General features: G+C 68.4%; 17 protein-coding genes. 9 read left to right on the top strand and 8 right to left on the bottom strand.

Annotation, left to right across the window (positions count from 1 at the left end):
* Positions 1–14 precede the first annotated feature (14 nt).
* Positions 15–932 carry a LysR family transcriptional regulator gene (locus tag QE395_RS10785; protein WP_306989024.1) on the top strand — a complete coding sequence of 306 codons (918 nt, stop codon included), beginning with the start codon at positions 15–17 and terminating at the stop codon, positions 930–932.
* Between the two features lie 45 nt (positions 933–977).
* Here the strand turns inward: QE395_RS10785 and recN are convergent, their stop codons facing one another.
* The gene (recN, locus tag QE395_RS10780) at positions 978–2642 is read right to left on the bottom strand and encodes a DNA repair protein RecN (RefSeq protein ID WP_306989022.1); all 1665 of its coding nucleotides are present in this window, start codon (positions 2640–2642) and stop codon (positions 978–980) included.
* 92 nt (positions 2643–2734) lie between these two features.
* Between recN and hrcA the strand changes: the two genes are divergently transcribed.
* From hrcA to QE395_RS10750, 6 genes are all read left to right on the top strand, one after another.
* Complete coding sequence (hrcA, locus tag QE395_RS10775) at positions 2735–3802, top strand: heat-inducible transcriptional repressor HrcA (protein ID WP_306989020.1); 1068 nt, start codon at positions 2735–2737, stop codon at positions 3800–3802.
* Positions 3803–3884: 82 nt separating this feature from the next.
* Positions 3885–4400 carry a nucleotide exchange factor GrpE gene (gene grpE / locus QE395_RS10770; protein ID WP_068851157.1) on the top strand — a complete coding sequence of 172 codons (516 nt, stop codon included), beginning with the start codon at positions 3885–3887 and terminating at the stop codon, positions 4398–4400.
* Positions 4401–4530: 130 nt separating this feature from the next.
* Positions 4531–6465: a molecular chaperone DnaK gene (dnaK, locus tag QE395_RS10765; protein ID WP_306989017.1), complete on the top strand. Its 1935-nt coding sequence runs from the start codon at positions 4531–4533 to the stop codon at positions 6463–6465.
* Between the two features lie 160 nt (positions 6466–6625).
* The gene (gene dnaJ / locus QE395_RS10760) at positions 6626–7753 is read left to right on the top strand and encodes a molecular chaperone DnaJ (RefSeq protein ID WP_068851162.1); all 1128 of its coding nucleotides are present in this window, start codon (positions 6626–6628) and stop codon (positions 7751–7753) included.
* Between the two features lie 108 nt (positions 7754–7861).
* Positions 7862–8770 carry a pyridoxal kinase gene (gene pdxY / locus QE395_RS10755; protein WP_210132317.1) on the top strand — a complete coding sequence of 303 codons (909 nt, stop codon included), beginning with the start codon at positions 7862–7864 and terminating at the stop codon, positions 8768–8770.
* Positions 8767–9879 carry a prephenate dehydrogenase gene (locus tag QE395_RS10750; protein ID WP_306989014.1) on the top strand — a complete coding sequence of 371 codons (1113 nt, stop codon included), beginning with the start codon at positions 8767–8769 and terminating at the stop codon, positions 9877–9879. The genes pdxY and QE395_RS10750 overlap by 4 nt, the downstream gene beginning before the upstream one ends.
* A 117-nt stretch (positions 9880–9996) precedes the next feature.
* Here the strand turns inward: QE395_RS10750 and QE395_RS10745 are convergent, their stop codons facing one another.
* The 5 genes from QE395_RS10745 to QE395_RS10725 all read right to left on the bottom strand — a co-directional run bounded on the left by QE395_RS10745 (position 9997) and on the right by QE395_RS10725 (position 14115).
* Positions 9997–10185, bottom strand: coding sequence for a hypothetical protein (locus QE395_RS10745; protein WP_095364199.1), 189 nt, complete (start codon positions 10183–10185; stop codon positions 9997–9999).
* 68 nt (positions 10186–10253) lie between these two features.
* A complete protein-coding gene (locus QE395_RS10740) occupies positions 10254–12020 on the bottom strand; it encodes an ABC transporter transmembrane domain-containing protein (RefSeq protein WP_306989011.1) in 1767 nt (588 codons plus the stop codon).
* Entirely contained in the window at positions 12013–12621 is a 609-nt protein-coding gene (locus QE395_RS10735) for a YigZ family protein (protein ID WP_249834095.1), read from the bottom strand. The genes QE395_RS10740 and QE395_RS10735 overlap by 8 nt, the downstream gene beginning before the upstream one ends.
* 10 nt (positions 12622–12631) lie before the next feature.
* Complete coding sequence (locus tag QE395_RS10730) at positions 12632–13564, bottom strand: hypothetical protein (protein ID WP_306989009.1); 933 nt, start codon at positions 13562–13564, stop codon at positions 12632–12634.
* Positions 13561–14115, bottom strand: a complete 555-nt coding sequence (locus QE395_RS10725) for an RNA polymerase sigma factor (RefSeq protein ID WP_068851180.1) — start codon at positions 14113–14115, stop codon at positions 13561–13563. The genes QE395_RS10730 and QE395_RS10725 overlap by 4 nt, the downstream gene beginning before the upstream one ends.
* 205 nt (positions 14116–14320) lie before the next feature.
* Between QE395_RS10725 and QE395_RS10720 the strand changes: the two genes are divergently transcribed.
* Positions 14321–17206, top strand: coding sequence for an EAL domain-containing protein (locus tag QE395_RS10720; RefSeq protein WP_095364202.1), 2886 nt, complete (start codon positions 14321–14323; stop codon positions 17204–17206).
* On the opposite strand, the gene QE395_RS10715 is transcribed toward QE395_RS10720, so the two are convergent.
* A complete protein-coding gene (locus tag QE395_RS10715; protein ID WP_068851186.1) occupies positions 17196–17795 on the bottom strand; it encodes a TIGR00730 family Rossman fold protein in 600 nt (199 codons plus the stop codon). The genes QE395_RS10720 and QE395_RS10715 overlap by 11 nt on opposite strands.
* A 41-nt stretch (positions 17796–17836) precedes the next feature.
* Positions 17837–19333, bottom strand: a complete 1497-nt coding sequence (locus QE395_RS10710) for an aminotransferase class III-fold pyridoxal phosphate-dependent enzyme (RefSeq protein WP_093534355.1) — start codon at positions 19331–19333, stop codon at positions 17837–17839.
* A gap of 248 nt (positions 19334–19581) precedes the next feature.
* On the opposite strand from QE395_RS10710, the gene queA reads away from it, so the two are divergent.
* Positions 19582–20613: a tRNA preQ1(34) S-adenosylmethionine ribosyltransferase-isomerase QueA gene (queA, locus tag QE395_RS10705; RefSeq protein ID WP_099047392.1), complete on the top strand. Its 1032-nt coding sequence runs from the start codon at positions 19582–19584 to the stop codon at positions 20611–20613.
* Positions 20614–20625 lie beyond the last annotated feature (12 nt).

Here is a 20625-nt window from a genome sequence, read left to right as displayed (position 1 = left end):
ACTGAATTCATCCAATGCCCACGCCCGACATCAATCGCTCCGGCCAGCTGGAGATCTTCGTGCGGGTGATCGAAGCCGGCAGTTTCTCGGCGGCGGCCCGCGCGCTGGACATGAGTCCTTCCGCGGTCAGCAAGCTGGTAGCGCGGCTGGAACAACGGCTGGGCACGCGCCTGCTGCAGCGTTCCACCCGCCAGCTGCAGCTGACCCCGGAAGGCTGCGCGTTCTATGAGCGTGGCCTGCGCGTGCTGGCCGACCTGGACGAGGCCGAGCGCTGCGCGAGCGCGCATGCCGAACCGCGCGGGCGGCTGCGGGTGAACAGCAACGTGCCGTTCGCCCACCATTTCCTGCTGCCGCTGCTGCCGGCCTTCCTGGACCGGCACCCGCAGGTGGGGGTGGACCTGATGCTGACCGATGAGGTGATCGACCTGCTGGAGCAGCGTACCGATGTGGCGGTACGCGCCGGCCCGTTGAAGAGCTCCAGCCTGGTTGCGCGGCGGCTGGGCAGTACCCGGATGATGATCGTGGCGGCGCCGGCATACGCAGCCAGGCATGGACTGCCCGGCGATGCGGCGGCGCTGTTGGCACACAACCGGCTGGATATCGGTCATGCACGTGCGCAGACCGGCTGGCCGGTGCGTGAACAGGGGCAGGTGCAGACGGTGCCGACCGGCGGCAATGCACGTGCCAGCGATGGCGAGGCGTTGCGGCGGCTGGTGCTGGGCGGCGCCGGCATTGCGCGGCTGGCCGCGTTCCAGGTGCAGCACGACGTCGCCGCCGGGCGGCTGCTGCCGGTACTGGAACAGGCCAACCCGGGCGACCTGGAAGATGTGCACGCGGTGTTCGTGGGGCAGGGCGGTTACCTGCCCCTGCGGGTGCGGGCGTTCCTGGATTTCCTGGTGGAACAGGTGGACCTGGCCAGGCCGTTGGCGTAACCCGGTCAGGCCGTCGGCAGGTACCCACCGTTGGTGGGTACGCCGTCAGGTCTCCTGCAGGAGTTTCCGCGCGGCCGCGCGGGCTTCCTTGCTGACTTCGACGCCGCCAAGCATGCGTGCCAGCTCTTCCTCGCGGGCCTTGGCATCCAGCTTCTCCACCGCGCTCTGGGTCATGCCTTCCACCGGTGCCTTGCTGACCCGGTAATGGGCGTGGCCCTTGGAGGCGACCTGCGGCAGGTGGGTGACGCACAACACCTGCCGTTTCTCGCCGAGCGCGCGCAGCTTCTGGCCGACAATATCGGCCACCGCGCCGCCGATGCCGGAATCGACTTCGTCGAACACCATGGTCGGCACCGCATCCAGGCCCAGTGCCGCCACTTCAATGGCCAGCGAGATGCGTGAGAGTTCGCCGCCCGAGGCCACCTTGCGCAGGGCGCGCGGCGGCTGGCCGGCGTTGGCGGCCACCAGGAATTCAACGCGCTCGGCGCCGTTCGGGTCCGGCCTGGCGGCCGCGTGCGGTTCGATCTCGATCAGGAACTGGCCCCCGCCCATGCCCAGCTCGCCGATCAGCGTGGTGGTGGTCTCCGACAGCGCCTTGGCCGCGGTGGCGCGGCTGGCACTGAGCGTGGCCGCCACGGCCTGCCATTGCGCGGCCGCGCGGTCGATCTCGCCGGCCAGCGCCTGCAGGCGGGTATCGGCACCGCGCAGCTGCTCGACTTCGGCTTCCATCGCATCGCGGTGTTCAGCCAGGCCTTCCATCGGCACGCGGTGCTTGCGCGCCAGGTCGTGCAGGCGGCCGAGGCGGCGTTCGATGTCCTCGAACTGCTCCGGATCGGCATCGAGGTCGTCGTGGACCCGGTCGAGCAGGGCCAGCGCTTCGTGCAGCTGGATGACCGCGCTGTCCAGCAGCGCGTCCACCTCGCCCAGGCGGGTGTCGTGTTCGGCCACGCGGGCCAGGTCATGCCGGGTCTGCTGCAGCAGTTGCAGCACCGACACCTCATCGTCGCCATTGAGCCGGGCGGCGGCCACGTCGCAGGCGCTGACCAGCGCCCCGGCGTGGGCCTGGCGGCGGTGGCTGCTGCCCAGCGCCGCGATCGAGGCCGGCTCCAGGTCTTCGCGCTGCAGTTCGCCCAGCTGGTGTTCCAGGAAGCCGATGCGGTCGCTGACATCGCCCTGTCGCGACAGCGACTCGGCTTCGTCGACCAGGGCCTGCCAACGGCCAGCGGCCTGGCGCACCTGGACGCGCTCGGCCTCGTTGCGGGCGTAGGCGTCCAGCAGCGCCAGCTGCGAGGGCCGTGCCAGCAGCGCCTGCTGTTCGTGCTGGCCGTGGATTTCCACCAGCATGCCGGCCAGCTCGGTGAGCTGGGACAAGGTCACCGGGCGGCCGTTGATCCAGGCGCGCGAGCCGCCGTCGGCACGGATGATCCGGCGCAACTGGCACTGCTCCTCGTCATCCAGCTCGTTGTCGCGCAGCCATTGCCGGGCCGGGGCGTGTTCGCCCGGCGCGAACTCGGCCGACAGCTCGGCGCGCGCCGCGCCGTGGCGGACCACGCCGCTGTCGGCGCGCAGCCCGGACAGGAAGCCCAGCGCGTCGACCATCAGCGACTTGCCTGCGCCCGTCTCGCCGGAAACCACGGTCATGCCTGCGCCGAATTCCAGTTCGGTGGCGCGGACAACGGCAAAATCCTTGATCGATAGATGTCTGAGCATGGTATTGGGTTCTTGAGCCGCGCAACGCTAGCATGGGTGGGGCAGGCAGTGTTCCTGCCATTATCCAACGTCGCGTCTCACAGGTTGATTCCATGCACCCTTCCGCGCCCCATCTAGCGCCGCGCTCCCGCCATCTGCTGCGGACGCTGATCGCGCGCCACATCCAGGACGGCGAGCCGGTCGGCTCGCAGACGCTGGCGCGGCTGGCCGGGTTGGACGTCAGCCCGGCCACCATCCGCAACATCCTGGGTGACCTGGAAGACTTGGGCCTGCTCAGCTCGGCGCACGTCTCGGCCGGGCGGGTGCCCACCGCGCACGGCTACCGGGTATTCGTCGACAGCCTGGTCAAGATGCAGCCGCCCGGCGAAAGCGAGCTGAGCCGCCTGCGCAGCGAGCTGTCCACCGGGGCGGGCACCCAGGCGCTGCTCGGCAGTGCCTCGGAGCTGCTTTCGGCGATGAGCCATTTCGTCGGCGTGGTCGGCGCGCCGCGGCGCGAACAGTTCGCGTTCCGCCACATTGATTTCGTGGCGTTGGATGCGCGCCGGGTGCTGGCCATCCTCGTATTCGCCGACAACGAGGTGCAGAACCGGGTGATCGAGCCCAAGCGCAGCTGGGAGCCGGCCGAGCTGGAGAAGGTGGCCAACTACCTCAATGCCCATTGCGCCGGCCGCCCGCTGGCCGAGATCCGCGCCACCCTGCTGGTGGAGCTGCGCCAGGCGCGCACGGAAATGGAGCAGCTGCTGGCCCACAGCGTGGAGCTGGCCGAACAGGCAATGGCGCCGCCGGCCGACGACATGGTACTGGCCGGGCAGACCCGGCTGATGGGGGTGCAGGACCTGTCCGACCTGGACCGCCTGCGCGAGCTGTTCGACCTGTTCGCCAGCAAACGCGAGATCCTGCAGCTGCTTGAGCGCACCATCCAGGCCCCGGGCGTGCGCATCTTCATCGGCGAGGAAACGGGGGTGATGCCGCTGGAGAACGTCTCGCTGGTGACCGCCCCGTACTCGGCCGGCGGCCAGGTGCTTGGCGTGCTGGGGGTGATCGGGCCCAAACGGATGGCCTACGACCGCATGATTCCGCTGGTGGAGGCCACCGCCCAGGTGCTCGGTGCGGCCCTGGATGCCCCGGCCGGAGGCGGATTGTCCCGGGATCGCACCTAAACACGCCCCCAGCTCTTGAATCGGGTCCGGCCGCCCACATTGGGGTGGGTGGAGGCGGAGAGTCACCGCCAAGGATCCGGAAATGAACCAAGATCAGCCTGATATCGCATCCCAGACCCCGGCCGGCGACGCCGCTACGGGCGATACCCTGCAGCAGCAGCTCGACGCCCTGCACAACGAAGTGGCGCTGCTCCGGTCCGAGTCGCTGCGTGAGCGCGCCGACCTGGACAACCAGCGCAAGCGCGTGGCCCGCGACGTTGAACAGGCGCGCCGCTTCGCCAACGAAAAGCTGCTGGGCGAGCTGCTGCCGGTGTTCGACAGCCTGGACGCCGGGCTCAATGCCGCCGGCGCCGAACCCAGCCCGCTGCGCGAAGGCCTGGAGCTGACCTACAAGCAGCTGCTCAAGGTCGCCGCCGACAACGGCCTGACCCTGCTGGACCCCACCGGCCAGACCTTCAACCCCGAACACCACCAGGCCATCAGCCAGGTCGACGCCCCCGGCGCGGCGCCGGGCAGCGTGGTCCAGGTGTTCCAGAAGGGCTACCTGCTCAACGATCGCCTGCTGCGGCCGGCCCTGGTCGTGGTCGCCCGGGACTGACCTGAACGCGTTTGGCCGCCATCGGACACAGCGTTCGATGGATGGGTTGAAAGTGTCAGCAGCGTCCCACACATCCCATTCATAACCCGGCAGCTGCCGGATGTTCCCCAAATTTTCAGGAGTCTCCCTCATGGGCAAGATCATTGGTATCGACCTCGGCACCACCAACTCGTGTGTGGCGATCATGGACGGCGGCAAGGCCCGCGTCATCGAAAACGCGGAAGGCGACCGCACCACGCCGTCCATCGTCGCCTACACCAAGGATGGCGAAGTGCTGGTCGGCGCCTCGGCCAAGCGCCAGGCCGTCACCAACCCGAAGAACACCTTCTACGCCGTCAAGCGCCTGATCGGCCGCAAGTTCACCGACGCTGAAGTCCAGAAGGACATCGCGCACGTGCCTTACGGCATCCTGGCCCACGACAACGGCGATGCCTGGGTGCAGACCAGCGATGCCAAGAAGATGGCGCCGCAGGAAATCTCCGCGCGCGTGCTGGAGAAGATGAAGAAGACCGCCGAAGCCTTCCTCGGCGAGACCGTGACCGAAGCGGTCATCACCGTGCCGGCCTACTTCAACGACAGCCAGCGCCAGGCGACCAAGGACGCCGGCCGCATCGCGGGCCTGGAAGTCAAGCGCATCATCAACGAGCCGACCGCTGCTGCCCTGGCCTATGGCCTGGACAAGGGTGACGGCAAGGACCGCAAGATCGTGGTGTACGACCTGGGCGGCGGCACCTTCGACGTGTCGATCATCGAAATCGCCAACGTCGACGGTGAGAAGCAGTTCGAAGTGCTGGCCACCAATGGCGACACCTTCCTGGGCGGCGAAGACTTCGACAACCGCGTCATCGAATACCTGGTGGACGAGTTCAACAAGGACCAGGGCATCGACCTGCGCAAGGATCCGCTGGCCCTGCAGCGCCTGAAGGATGCTGCCGAGCGCGCCAAGATCGAGCTGTCGACCAGCCAGCAGACCGAAGTGAACCTGCCGTACGTCACCGCCGATGCCTCCGGTCCGAAGCACCTGAACATCAAGCTGACCCGCGCCAAGCTGGAAGCGCTGGTGGAAGACCTGATCAAGAAGTCGATCGAGCCGTGCCGCATCGCCCTGAACGATGCCGGCCTGCGTTCGAGCGACATCAGCGAAGTGATCCTGGTCGGCGGCCAGACCCGCATGCCGAAGGTGCAGCAGGCCGTGACCGAGTTCTTCGGCAAGGAACCGCGCAAGGACGTCAACCCGGACGAAGCCGTGGCACTGGGTGCGGCGATCCAGGGCGGCGTGCTTGGCGGCGACGTCAAGGACGTGCTGCTGCTGGACGTGACCCCGCTGTCGCTGGGAATCGAAACCATGGGCGGTGTGTTCACCAAGATCATCGAAAAGAACACCACCATCCCGACCAAGGCCTCGCAGGTGTTCTCCACCGCCGAGGACAACCAGTCGGCCGTGACCGTGCACGTGCTGCAGGGTGAGCGCGAACAGGCCCGCTACAACAAGTCGCTGGCCAAGTTCGACCTCTCCGGCATCGAGCCGGCCCCGCGCGGCCTGCCGCAGGTGGAAGTGTCCTTCGATATCGACGCCAACGGCATCCTGCACGTGTCGGCCAAGGACAAGAAGACCAACAAGGAACAGAAGGTCGAGATCAAGGCCGGTTCGGGTCTGTCCGAGGACGAGATCGCGCGCATGGTCGCCGACGCGGAAGCCAACCGCGAAGAAGACAAGAAGTTCCACGAGCTGGTCCAGGCCCGCAACCAGGCCGACGCGCTGATCCACGGTACCCGTACCGCGATCAACGAACACGGCAGCAAGGTCGGTGGCGATGTCATCGGCAAGGTCGAATCGGCCCTGGCCGACCTGGAAACCGCGATGAAGGGTGACGACAAGGCCCAGATCGAAGCCAAGTCGAAGGTGCTGGAAGAAGCCGGCCAGTCGCTGTTCGCTGCGTCGGCCGCGGCCGAGCATGGCGGTGCCGCACCGGGTGCCGATGCCGGCGCCGGCAACAATGGCGGCGCGCACGACGATGTGGTCGACGCCGAGTTCACCGAAGTCAAGGACGACAAGAAGTCCTGATCCGGACACGACGCGGGACGTTGCGCAGGCAACGTCCCGTTGTCATTCCACTGGGTCCTGACCGCCGTACCCCGGTGTGCCGGGGCGCCCGACGAAAGAGCGGACCTGGTTCCGCTCTTCCGCTTTGACGAATCCCGACTTCCGGATACTGATTCACACCATGAGCAAGCGCGATTACTACGAAGTGCTGGGTGTTACCCGCACGGCGACCGAAGAAGAACTGAAGAAGGCCTATCGCCGTTGCGCGATGAAGCACCACCCTGACCGCAACCCCGGCGACAGCGCCGCCGAAGCGGCCTTCAAGGAGTGCAAGGAAGCCTACGAAACCCTGTCCGATGCCAACAAGCGTCGCATGTACGATGCACACGGCCACGCGGCCTTCGAGCACGGCATGGGCGGTGGCGGCGGCCCCGGTGGCCCGGACATGGGCGACATCTTCGGCGACATCTTCGGCAACATCTTTGGCGGTGCCGGCGGCGGTCCGCGCCAGGCCCGTCGCGGCGCCGACATCGGCTACGTGATGGAGCTGGACCTGGAAGAAGCGGTGCGTGGCATCGAGCGCCGCATCGAGATTCCGACCCTGGCCGAGTGCGACGACTGCCACGGCAGCGGTTCGGACGACGGCAAGGTGGAAACCTGCAGCGTGTGCCGCGGGCAGGGCCAGGTGCGCATCCAGCGTGGCATCTTCGCCATGCAGCAGGCCTGCCACAACTGCAACGGCCGCGGCCAGATCATCCAGAACCCCTGCAAGACCTGCCACGGCAATGGCCGGGTAGAGGAAGACAAGGTGTTGTCGGTCAAGGTGCCCGCGGGCGTCGATACCGGCGACCGCATCCGCCTGGCGGGCGAGGGTGAGGCCGGTCCGGCCGGCACGCCGCCGGGCGACCTGTACGTGGAAGTGCGGGTGCGCGAGCACGCCATCTTCCAGCGCGACGGTGATGACCTGCACTGCGAAGTGCCGATCCGCATCTCGCAGGCCGCGCTGGGCGACACCGTGCGCGTGGCCACCCTGGGCGGCTATGCGGAAATCCGCATCCCGGCCGAAACCCAGACCGGCAAGCTGTTCCGCCTGCGCGGCAAAGGCGTGCGTTCGGTGCGCAGCCGCAGCGAAGGCGACCTGTACTGCCGCGTGGTGGTGGAAACCCCGGTCAACCTGACCGCCGAGCAGCGCAAGCTGCTGGAACAGTTCGAAACCACCTTCACCGGCGAAGAAGCGCGCAAGCATTCGCCGAAGTCGGCGACCTTCATCGATGGTGTGAAGGGCTTCTGGGATCGCATGACCTCGTAAGCGGTTGGTTCCATCGGTAACGAAAACGCCGGGCACGTCCCGGCGTTTTCGTGCCTGCGATTCAGCGGGCAGGTACCGGCCGTTGGTCGGTACGCTCTAAAATGGGCCATGAACGATACCCTCGAAAGCCATCTGGTCCATGGGCGCCGCCAGCGCCCGGACGGTCCGTCGCCGGTCGACGTCATCTCGGTCCAGTCGCAGCTGGTCTATGGCCACGCCGGCAACAGCGCGGCGGTGCCGCCGCTGCGTGCGCTGGGCGTGCGCGTGGCCGAAGTGCCGACCACGCTGCTGAGCAATGCGCCGTTCTATCCGACCACGCGCGGCCGCGTGCTGCCGGCCGACTGGTTCGCCGACCTGCTGTTGGGCGCCAGCGAGCGCGGCCTGCCGGCACGCGCGAAGATGCTGGTGTCGGGCTACTTCGGCAGCGTCGGCAATGGCGCGGCGTTCGCCGACTGGCTGGACACGGTGCTGCCGTCGTCGCCCCAGCTGCGCTACTGCCTGGACCCGGTGATCGGCGATACCCACACCGGTCCTTACGTGGAGCCGGGCCTGGAAACCATCTTCGCCGAGCGCCTGCTGCCGCATGCCTGGCTGGTCACCCCGAACGCGTTCGAGCTGGGCCGGCTGACCGGCATGCCCAGCCTGGCCGAGGCCGATGCGATTGCCGCCGCGCAGGCGCTGCTGGCACGCGGGCCGGAATGGGTGCTGGCGCACAGCGTCGGCGGCGACCCGGGCGAGCTGGTGACGCTGGCGGTCAGCCGCGATGCGATCTGGCGCTGGTCCTCGCCGCACCTGCCGGTGGACGTGGCCGGCACCGGCGACGTGCTGATGTCGCTGCTGGTGGCGTTCCTGCTTCGCGGTGAGCGTTTCGAGCAGGCGCTGTCGCGGTCGATCTCGGGCGTGCACGCCGCGCTGGAGGCCACCCTGGCCAACGACCACGAGGAATTCGACGTGCTGGCCGCCGCACCGGCCGCGCTGGCGCAGCCGCACCGCTTCCGCGCCGAGCGGCTGGCGTGAGCCTGCGCCCGGTTGTCGGCATCGTCGGCAGCGCCGGCGCGTATGGGCGCTGGCTGCGCACGTTCCTCGAGCAGCGCCTGGGGCTTGAGGTGATCGGGCATGATCCGGCAGATCCGCAGTCGGACGATCCCGAAACACTGCTGGAGCGCGCGGACGTGCTGGTGTTCTCCGCGCCGATCCGGCACACGCCCGCCTTGATTGCCGATTACGTGAGGCGTTCGGCCGGCCGCGAAGCCGGCCGGTTGTGGCTGGATGTGACCTCGGTGAAGAGCGAGCCGGTGGCTGCGATGCTGGCCTCGCGGGCCGAGGTGGTCGGGCTGCACCCGATGACCGCACCGCCCAAGGCACCCACGCTGAAAGGCAGGGTGATGGTGGTGTGCAAAGCGCGCTTGTCGCAATGGCAGCCGTGGGTAAGCGGGCTGTGCGCGGCGCTGGAAGCCGAATGCGTGCGCGCCACGCCCGAACACCACGACCAGGTGATGGCGCTGGTGCAGGCCATGGTGCATGCCACCCATCTGGCCCAGGCGGGCGTGCTGCGCGAATACGCGCCGCTGCTGGGGCCGCTGTCGGAACTGATGCCGTACCGGTCGGCTTCATTCGAACTGGATACTGCGATCATCGCGCGCATCCTCTCGCTCAATCCCGCCATCTACGAAGACATCCAGTTCGGCAACCCGCACGTTGCGCCAATGCTGGACCGCCTGCTGGGCCAGTTGCACGCTCTGCGCGGGCAAGTGGCGCAGGGCGATGATGCCGCGCGCGCCGCGTTCCGTGAGCAGCTGCTGCAGGACAACCGTGAGCACCAGGGCAAGGCTCTGCTGGAGGCGGGCAATTACACCTTCGAACGCGTGGGGTACCTGCTGGCCGACCTGACCGAGCGCAACGCGATCAGCGTGCACCTGCCGGAGGATCGCCCCGGCTCATTGCGCGAGCTGCTGCATGTGTTCGAGCGGCATGGGGTCAGTCTGGCGTCGATCCATTCGTCGCGCACGCCAGGCGGAGAAGTGCATTTCCGGATGGGGTTCGTGGCCGGCAGTGACCTGGATGCGCTGCAGCGGGCGGCGGTGGAAATCGACGCCACCAGCATCGGGCGGGTACTGCCGCGCTGACAGCCTGTCGCATTCATCCACAGGGGGTGTGGATGAAATGCGGACAAGCATGTGGATAACCGTTGCGCAGCCCCCGTGGGGCAACGCTGTCAAGATGGGTGGCGAATAATTGACCAGTCAGGTGGTCAGGGTGAGCTCGCCACCGCTGGTCCGGAACACCCGGCCCTCGCGCACCAGGTGACGGCCATCGGCCAATTCGTAACGGACGTGCGGGTCGGCAGCGGTATCGCCGGCCTCGTCCTTGAATTCGATGACCACATGGTCTTCGCCATTGGCATCGGTCGCGGGAAACTGACGGAACGACATCAAACACCTCCTGCAGCAGGTTCATGGGGCGCTGCCACCATGCAACCTGCCGCGTTATCGGTGCGTCATCAATCGATGAACTGCAGCTTGGCCAGTTCAGCGTACAGTCCACCTTCGGCCAGCAGCTCGGCGTGGGTGCCCTGCGCGACGATCCGCCCATGGTCCATCACCACGATGCGGTCGGCCTTGAGCACCGTGGCCAGCCGGTGTGCGATCACCAGCGTGGTGCGCCCCGCCATCAGGCGCTCCAGCGCCTGCTGCACCGCACGCTCGCTTTGCGCGTCCAGCGCGCTGGTGGCCTCGTCCAGCAGCAGGATCGGCGCGTCCTTGAGCAGCGCACGCGCGATCGCGATGCGTTGCTGCTGGCCACCTGACAGGCGCGCACCGCGCTCGCCCAGCTCGCTCAGGTAGCCATCGGGCAGCGCCTGCAGGAACTCATCGGCTTCGGCGGCTTCCGCGGCACGCTGCACTTCCTCGTTGCTGGCTTCCAGCCGGCCGTAGCGGATGTTCTCCAGCGCGCTGCTGGCAAACAGCGTGGGCTGCTGCGGCACCAGCGCCATCTGTGCGCGCAGCTGCGCCGGATCGACCTGGCGCACGTCCACGCCATCCACCAGCACGCTGCCGGCGGCAGGATCATGGAAGCGCAGCAGCATCGACAGCACCGTGCTCTTGCCGGCGCCGGAGGGCCCGACCAGCGCCACGGTTTCGCCCGGGCGCACATGCAGGTCGAAATGGGCCAGTGCCGCGGTGTCAGGGCGCTGCGGGTAGTGGAAGACCACGTCCTGGAAGCGGATCTCACCACGCAGCGGGGTGGGCAGCGGCAGCGGGTCGGTCGGTGCGGTGATTTCGATGTCTTCGTGTAGCAGCTCGGCGATGCGGCCCATGCCGCCGGACGCGCGCTGCAGTTCATTCCATACTTCGGCCAGCGCACCGACCGAGCCGCCGCCGATCAGCGCGTACAACACGAACTGGCCCAGGGTGCCGGCCGTCATCCGGCCATCGTTGACGTCATGCGCACCCAGCCACAGCACGCCCACGATGGCACCGAACACCAGCACGATGGCGGTGGCCGTCACCAGCGACTGCGCGCCGATGCGGCGCCGCGCGGCGCGGATCGATTCGGCCAGTGCTTCGTTGAAACGGTTGCGTTCATACGGTTCGCGCGCGTGCGCCTGCACCGTGCGCACCGCGCCCAGCGTTTCGGCGGCCAGGCTGTTGGCATCGGCGATGCGGTCCTGGCTGGCGCGCGAAATGCCGCGCACGCGCCGCGCCCCGATGACGATCGGCAGCACCGCCAGCGGAATGCCGACCAGCGACCATGCGGCCAGGCGCGGGCTGGTCACGAACAGCATCACCAGGCTGCCGACCACGGTGACGCTGCTGCGCAGCGCGACCGACATGGTGGAACCAATCACGCTGCGCAGCAGCTCGCTGTCGGCGGTCAGCCGCGAGACCAGCTCGCCGCTGCGGCTGCGGTCGTGGAAGCCGGCGCCCAGTGAGATCAGGTGCGCATACAGGCGGCTGCGCAGGTCGGCCACCACCTTCTCGCCCAGCAGCGAAACGAAGAAGAAGCGCGCGGCCGTGGCCAGCCCCAGCACCACCGCCACCAGCAACAGCAGGGCGAACGCGCGGTTGATCTGCCCGTTGCCGCTGAACCCGTGGTCGATCATCAGCTTCACCGCCGGGGGCAGGCTCAGCGTGGCGGTGGAAGAGACGGCAAGCGCCACCAGCCAAGCCGAGAACAGCCCACCGTGCCGGCGCACGAACGGCCACAGCGTGCCCAGGCTGCCAAGCCGGCGCAGCGCCGGTTCCGGCGCGGAAGAGGGTTCAGTCATGGACAAGGCCTGGTTCGGTGCGCGGTTGCACGCGGATACGATCACGAGTGGCGTCGCGCAGGCGGGTTTTCAACGGGTCGGCCTGATCGGCGGGAAGGCGGACGTGCAGTTCCACGCCCGAGGCGGTGAACGTTTCGTCCAGTTTTTCGGCCAGGTGCGCTGCCAGGGCGGCATGCAGCGCGCCCAGGTCCTCGAACGCGGCCTGCACGGTCAACTCGGCCAGCGCCACCAGCGGCAGCCGTGGCGCGGTGCGCAGGCACTCGGCGGCAGTGCCGCCATAGGCCCGCACCAGCCCGCCCGCGCCCAGCTTGATGCCGCCGTACCAGCGGATCACCACCACCATGACGCGATCAAAGCCCTGGCCGTCGATCGCCGCCAGGATCGGGCGGCCGGCGGTGCCGGCCGGTTCCCCGTCGTCGCTGGAACGGTACTCGTTGCCGTGCCGGTAGGCCCAGCAGTTGTGCGTGGCATCGGGCACCGCGACCTGCTGCAGGAACGCCAGTCCGTCTTCGGCAGAGCCGATCGGCGCGGCATGCGCGACGAAACGGCTGTGTTTGATTTCCAGGCTGTGGTTGACGGCGGTGGCGAGTGTATCGGGCATCCCCGCCATTCTAGTGGGGGTCGAGCAGCTCGCGCAGATCCTCGGGAATACGCGCTTCCGGATACTGCTGCAGGTAACGCTCCAGGCTGGCCCGCGCGGTATCCAGGTCGCGGTCGTCGCGGCGCTCGCGGATGCGCTTGATCCACTGCCGGCGGGGCAACGCTGCGTCGGCATCCACCGCCACGGTGATCGCGCTGGCCGACAGCGGGCTGTAGCCCGGCGCCGCAGCGGGGGTCGGTGCAGCGCGCCGCATGACACCCGGGGCGCCCTTGGCCTGCGCACGTTCACGTGATTCGTCGACGCGGCTGCTGGTCACCACCACGCGGTCGAGTGCGGAGGCTTGATCGGCCTGCACGCTGGCATCGGGCGGACTGGGCGCTGCCATCGGCGCCGCCATGGGAGCCGGCGGTGCGGGCGCCTCGGCCCGAAGCGCAACCGGCGGTGCGGGCGGAGGCGGCGGCAAGGGCGCTGGCACGGCGTTCGGCGCTGGCGCGGCGCGCGCGGCCCGTGGTTTCGCCGCGGCAGCGGGCGGTGCCGGCTCGGCACTCACCGGCGCGGCGGCTTCAGCCGTGGCTGCGGCAGCGGCGTCTGCACCGGCAGCTGCCGGGGCACGGGCAGGCGCATCCGCAGCGGCTTGCGCAGCCGCGGGTACCGGGGCAGCGGGCGGCGGCGCCTCGGGTTTGAGCTGCCAGGCGATGCCCACCGCGAACACCAACGATGCCGCCAGGCCGAACACCGCAGGCAGGCGCGAGCGCGGGCGGGTCGCGCTGCGCATCGGGGCGGCGGCCGCGGGGGCATCCGCGGCGGCGGCGGGGCGCACTGCCGCGCGGGCGGCGGCCAGCACCGCCTCGTCCACGGCCGCAGGCGGCGCCGCCGGCGCAGGGCGACCGAGCAGGCGGGCCAGCTCGCGTTCTTCCGGCGTCAGTGGATCAGGGCGGTTCATGGGCTCAACTCCGCGCGCAGCTTGTCCATCGCGTAGCGCAGCCGCGATTTGACCGTTTCACGGCCGACACCGGTGATCTGCGCGATCTCCTCCAGGCTCAGTTCCTGCTCCAGCCGCAGCTGCAGCACCGTTCGCTGGTCATCGGGCAGCTGCTCCATGGCCAGCTGCAGCCGGCGCCGCTGTTCGAAATCAGAGAGCTGGCTCTCCGGGGTGCGGGTGTCGCTCATCCGCGCCACACGCTCCTCGGCATCGCCGGGCGCCGTGGGGCGATGGCGTGACGCCCGCCAATGATCATTGAGCCGATTATGGGCAATGCGGAACAGCCAGGTGGTGAAGGCCGCTTCGGGCTGCCAGCCGGCACGCGCCGCGATCACCCGCTGCCACACGTCCTGGAACATTTCGTCGGCCAGCGCCGCATCGCGCAGTTGGCGCAGCAGGAAGCTGTACAGGCGGTTGCGGTGGCGGGCGTACAAGGCCTCGAACGCAGGCAGGTCGCCGCCGGCCCAGGCCAGCATCAGCGATTCATCGGTTGGCAGGGCGGCGGCATCCACGGCGCACAGAGTAAGCGCTGAATGGGCCTGCGCATAGCGGCGCGGAGCGGGGGCTGCAGCGGAAATCACAAGGGTGGACCCGGCCGGAAGACACAGCGAACAACGGCCCAGGGCAGGCAATGGGGTCAAGGGCTTCCATTGCCCCCCGGGGAGCGCGTTATGCTCGGGGTACAGGGGAGGTGCCGGTTCTCCGGTGCCAGAAGAGATGAACATGTTGTCCAGCCAGGTAGTGACGACCTCGGGGCATCCGGACCGTGGCGCGGTGGTGTCCACCGCGCTTGCGCGGACGCTGTGCGCGTTGCTGCCCGAGGGGGCGCAGCTCACCTTGGGCTGGTCCGACGCCGCGCTGGGCGAGGGCTGCATCAGCCACCCGCCGTCGGCCCAACCGGAGCACGCGCTGCTGGAAGCGCTGCTGGGCACGCCGCCAGCGCCGGACACGGCTGCGCTGTACCGCTGGCAGCACCAGGGCGGCGAGCTCGCCATCCGCGTGGCGCTGCCCGACGGCGCCGCGCCCCATGGCGCCTGGTGGGCGGCGGCCCGCACCGGCCTGCAGGACGCCCTGGCGCTGGCACGGCAACGTGAGCAGATCCGTTCACTGGAAACGTCAAAGCGGTTGCAGCAGGCGCTGTACGAGATCGCCGACCTGGCCGGTGCCGATCTGGAAATGGCCGAGATGCTGCGGCACTTCCATCGCGTGCTCAATACCCTGATGTACGCGCAGAACTGCTACATCGTCGAGTACGACGATGTACGCCGCCGGATCCGCTTCCTGTATTTCGCCGACCAGCGCGACAGCTTCGTGGCCGATCCCGATCGCAGCTACGAAGAACACGAAATGCCGCGCAGCCTGACCTTCGCGCTGCTGCGCCATGGGCAGCCGCTGAGCGGGCCGTCCAATGAACTGCTGGCGGCGATGAGCGACGAATACGACCCCAGCCGCGGGCCGGAGAGCCTGGACTGGCTCGGCGTGCCGATGCTGCGCGAGGGTCGCGTGTGCGGTGCGATCGTGGTGCAGAGCTACGAACACCGGGTGCGCTACAACGAAGCCGACCGCACGCTGCTGGGCTACGTGGCCCAGCACATCCTCACCGCGATGGACCGGCGCCAGGCGCAGGTGCAGCTGGAGCGCCAGGTGGAGCGACGCACGCTGGAACTGCAGCGGGCCAACCACAGCCTGCAGGACGAGGTGATCGAACGCCGCCGCGCCGAGAAGCTGCAGCTGGCCCTGTTCAACATCGCCGAGATGGCGATGAGCGCTGAAAGCCTGGCCCAGTTCTACGTGCAGGTGCATGGGGTGGTGGGCACGCTGCTCGATGCGCGCAATTTCTACATCGCCCTGGTCGATGAATCCGGCGAAGGCCTGGAGTTCGTCTACTCGGTGGACGAGTACAACCCGGCGCGTGCGCCACGACCCTTCAGCAAGGGCCTTACCGAATACATCGTGCGCAACCGGCAGCCGCTGCTGGCCTCGCGCGAGCACATCGATGCACTGCGCGCGTCGGGCACGGTGAACGAGTTCGGTGCACGTTCGCACTGCTGGCTGGGGGTGCCGCTGCTGAGCGATGACGACGTGGTCGGCGTGATCGTGGTGCAGAGCTATTCGCCGGAGATCAGCTTCACCGCCCACGACCAGCGCCTGCTCACCTTCGTGGCCCAGAACATCGGCAACGGGCTGGCCCGCCAGCGCGACCAGGAGCGCCTGCGCAACGCGCATGCCGAGCTGGAGAAACGGGTGGAGGAGCGCACCCGCGAGCTGGCCGACGTCAACGGCAAGCTGCTGGGCCAGATCGGCGAGCGCCTGCGCGCCGAACAGCGGCTCACCCACCAGGCGCTGCATGACGCGCTGACCGGGTTGCCGAACCGTGCGCACCTGCTGGACCGGCTGGAAGATGCCATTGCCCGCGCACGTTCGCGTGACGGCTTGCGCTTTGCCGTGCTGTTCCTGGACCTGGACCGCTTCAAGCTGGTCAACGACAGCATCGGCCACGCCGCCGGCGACCAGATGCTGGTGGAAGTGGCCAAGCGCATCGTCTCGATGGTGGGAAGCGATGACGTGGTCGCGCGGCTGGGCGGCGACGAATTCGCGATCCTGCTCGAATGCGAGCAGGGGCTGGCCTCGGCGCGCGAGTTCTCGCAGCGGATGCTGATGGCGCTGGAAGAATCGATGTGGGTGCAGGGCCGCGAGCTGTTCCCCTCCGGCAGCCTGGGCATTGCGATGTGGAGCCCACGCTACCGCAACGGCGAGGAAATGGTGCGCGACGCCGACGCGGCGATGTACCGGGCCAAGGCCCAGGGCAAGGACCGCTTCGCGGTGTTCGACGAAGCCATGCGGGAAGAGGCGCTGCGCAGCCTGGACCTGGAAGCGGACCTGCGCCGGGCGATCAACAACCGCGATTTCCTGCCGTATTACCAGCCGATCGTGCGCCTGGCCGATGGCCAGGTGGTGGGCTATGAAGCACTGTTGCGCTGGCGCCACGAACGCCGCGGGCTGCTGCTGCCCAGCGCGTTCCTGGACCTGGGCGAGGAAAGCGGGCTGATCGAGCAGGTCGACTGGCTGCTCTACGAAGACGTGATTGGCCAGCTCGCACGCGGGGGCGAGGGCTACCTGTCGGTGAACGTGTCGCCGCGGCATTTCCGTTCGGCCGATTTCAGCTCACGCCTGTTCGGGCTGATCGAAGCGGCGGGTGCCGACCCGCGCCGGTTGCGGCTGGAAATCACCGAGGTGGCGCTGCTGGACGACGGTCCGCGTACCCTGCGGATCCTGCAGACGCTGCGCGAACGCGGCGTGCTGGTGCAGCTGGATGATTTCGGCACCGGCTTCTCGGCGCTGTCCTACCTGCACCGCTTCCCGATCTCCACGCTCAAGATCGACCAGAGCTTCATCGCCGGCCTGCATGGGCAGGACCTGCAGAGCACCTACGCGCTGGTGCAGGGCGTGCTGTCACTGGCGCGCACGCTGGGCATCGAAACAGTGGGCGAGGGCATCGAGAACATGGCCCAGCGGCAGACCCTGCTGCAGCTGGGCTGTGACTACGGCCAGGGCTACCTGCTGGGTCGCCCCGCGCCGATGGACACGTTCGTTACGGGTTGATCAGCGCGGTACGGCGCTTCTCGTCGATCCACTTCGAGGCCTGCGCCGGCTCATAGGCGCGCATCCAGTCCAGCATGGCGTCGATGTCCGAGCCGTACCACAGGTCCGCGCGCTGGTCCGGGTGCAGGAAGCGTTCTTCGACCATGCGGTCGATCATGCCGATCAAGGGCGCGTAGAAGCCATCCACGTCGAGGAAGGCGCACGGCTTGTTGCCGATGCCGAGCTGGCGCCAGGTGAGCATCTCGAAGATTTCTTCCATGGTGCCGAAGCCGCCGGGCAGGGCCACGAACGCGTCGGACAGTTCGAACATGCGCGACTTGCGCTCATGCATGGAGCCGACGATTTCCAGTTCGGTCAGGCCGCGGTGGGCCACTTCCCAGTCCGCCAGCTGCTGCGGGATCACCCCGGTGACTTCGCCGCCGCCGGCCAGCACCGCATTGGCGACGGTGCCCATCAGGCCGACGTTGCCGCCGCCGTAGACCAGGCGCAGGCCATCGCGGGCGATGCGGTCGCCCAGTGCGATGGCGCGTTCGGTGTAGATGGGCTTGCTGCCGGCGTTGGAGCCGCAGTAGACGCAGATGGATTTCATGGGGAGGTTTCCGCTGGAAACCTCCCATTCTCGCACGGCCGTCAGGCGGCCTGCGATTGTTCCCGGCGCGGGCCCTCTTTCAGGGCGCGGCCGACCAGGTTTACAAGCAGGTCCAGTTCGTCGCTGTCCATCCCGAAATGCGGGGTGAAGCGCAGCGAGTTCTCGCCGCCATGGATCACGTTGATGCCATGGTTGCGCAGCCATTCCTCGGTGGAATGGGTGCCGTAGCACTTGAACTGCGGGGCCAGCTCGCAGGAGAACAGCAGGCCCGTGCCCTGCACCTTGGTGATCAGCCCGCCCAGCTCGGCCTTGAGCTGCTCCAGCTTGCGCACGGCCTCTTCGCCGCGCTGGCGGATGTTGTCGCGCACCTGCGGGGTCAGCAACGACAGCGTCGCGCAGGCCACGTCCAGCGCACGCGGGTTGCTGGTCATCGTGTTGCCATAGATGCCCTTGCGGTACAGCTGCGCGGCATGCTCGGTCACCGCCAGCACCGACAGCGGGAACTGCGCGGCGTTCAGGGCCTTGGAATAGGTCTCCATGTCCGGCACGTCCAGGCCCTCGAAGCCGGGGTAATCCACGATCGACAGCACGCCGTGCGCGCGCAGGCCGGCCTGGATCGAATCCAGCAGCAGCAGGCTGCCGTGCTGGCGGGTCAGTTCACGCGCCAGCGCATAGAACGACGGCGGCACCGCACGGCCCGGGTCGCCTTCGCCCATCACCGGTTCCAGGAAGATCGCTTCGATGAACCAGTGGTTCTGCTCGGCCTCGGCGAAGACCCGCTTCAGGGCCTCCTCGTCGTACGGCGCGATCGCGATCACCGTGTCCTCGCCGCGGTAGCTGGCCAGGTGCTGCAGGTAGGTCCTGCGGCTGGAATCGGAGTACAGGCCGGGGCGGTCGGTACGGCCGTGGAAGCTGCCCTTGACCACCACCCGCTTGATCTTCGCGCCGGCGTGGCGCGCACCCGGGTCGGTCTGCAGCTTGGCGTTGACGTCGGCGATGCGTGCCGCCAGGCCGACGGCTTCGGAGCCGGAGTTCAGGCACATGAACCGCGCATACGGGCAGCCGCCACGGCGGTGCCCGATCTCGGCGCGCAGCGCCTTGATGAAGCGCTGCTGCGACAGGCTCGGCGTCATCACGTTGGCCATGACCTGCGGGGCGGCCATCGCCTCCAGCACCGCCTCCGGAGTGTGCCCGAAGCCGAGCATGCCGTAGCCGCCGGCGTCGTACAGCACCGCACCCTTGAGGGTCACCACCCAGGCGCCACGGGCGGCAAGGGCGACGTACGGGGTCACGGCGTCATCGGCGTAGAAATTGACGAAGCCGTCCTGCATCGCATCGATCTGGGCACGCTCATCCAGCGCCAGCACTTCGTCCAGGTCGGCGCGGACGCGCTCGAATTCGGCGGCTGCGGCGTCAACGGCTGCCACCAGCTGCGGGTGGCCGGCAGCCAGGCGTTCAAGGGTGGCGTCATCCAGGCCGGCGGTGAGGCGGGTGCCGGGCTGGGCGCGAAGGGGGGCGAGGCGTTCGATGAAGCTCATTGCAGATCTCCTGAAACGATTGGCGGCATGGCGCAAATGCAAAACGCGCGACCGGGGGCGCGCGCCTGGGGCAATGCGGCTCATGCATCAGACTTCCGGTTCGATGCTATCACGCGGTTTTTCGCGCGATAACCCCGCAAAAAACTGTTGCAAAGCAGCATTTTGCGCGACGTTCAGTGCTTCTCGCGTTGCCACCGGGGGCCAGTCGTACAATGCCCGACATTGTCTACACGTTGCCGTGCGCTCCCTTGAAGAAGTCCGACTTCCATTACGACCTTCCCGCTGAACTGATCGCCCAGGCCCCGCTCGCCGAGCGCTCGGCCAGCCGCCTGATGGTGGTGCCGCAGGCGCCGGCCGCGTTCGAACACCGCCAGGTGCGCGACCTGCCGTCGCTGCTGCAGGCCGGCGACCTGCTGGTCTTCAACGATACCCGGGTGATCCCGGCCCGCCTGTTCGGCCAGAAGGCCAGCGGCGGTCGCGTGGAAATCCTGATTGAACGCCTGCTGGGCGGGCAGCAGGCCCGGGCCCAGGTAGGCGCCAGCAAATCGCCGAAGCCCGGCAGCCGGATCGCGCTCGATGCCGGCGGCGAGGCCGAGGTGCTGGGCCGCGATGGCGAGTTCTACGTGCTGCGGTTCCACGTGCCCGAGCCGCTGGAACAGTGGCTGCTCCACGCGGGGAGGCTGCCATTGCCGCCCTACATCCAGCGCGAGCCGGGGCTGGACGACCGCGAGCGCTACCAGACGGTGTTCGCGCGCGAAGTGGGCGCGGTGGCTGCGCCGACGGCCGGCCTGCACTTCGACGAAGGCCTGCTGGCGGCGCTGGCCGCGCAGGGCGTGGGCTTCGGCCACGTGACCCTGCATGTGGGCGCGGGTACCTTCCAGCCGGTCCGTGCCGACGACCTCAAGGACCACGTGATGCACCGCGAGTGGCTGAACGTGGGGCCCGAACTGGTCCAGCAGGTACGCCGCACGCGCGCCGCCGGTGGCCGGGTGATCGGCGTGGGTACCACCGTGGTGCGCGCGCTGGAAAGCGCCATGCGCGACGGCGAGCTGCTGCCATACGCAGGCGAAACCCAGATCTTCATCACCCCGGGCTACCGGATCCGCAGCGTGGACGCGATGGTCACCAACTTCCACCTGCCCGAAAGCACGCTGCTGATGATGATTTCCGCCTTCGCCGGGCAGGCGCGGGTGTTCGAGGCCTACCGCGCCGCGATCGAGGAAAAGTACCGCTTCTTCAGCTATGGCGACGCCATGTTGTTGTTCCCGCAGGCGGATTGAGCGCGTCGGCGG

Origin of the sequence: Stenotrophomonas sp. SORGH_AS_0282 (genome assembly GCF_030818125.1) — a bacterium.
In the GTDB taxonomy this organism is placed as follows: Bacteria; Pseudomonadota; Gammaproteobacteria; order Xanthomonadales; family Xanthomonadaceae; genus Stenotrophomonas; species Stenotrophomonas rhizophila_A.
The sequence above is the reverse complement of the archived record's forward strand: the minus strand, read 5'-3'. Positions and strand labels throughout refer to the sequence as shown.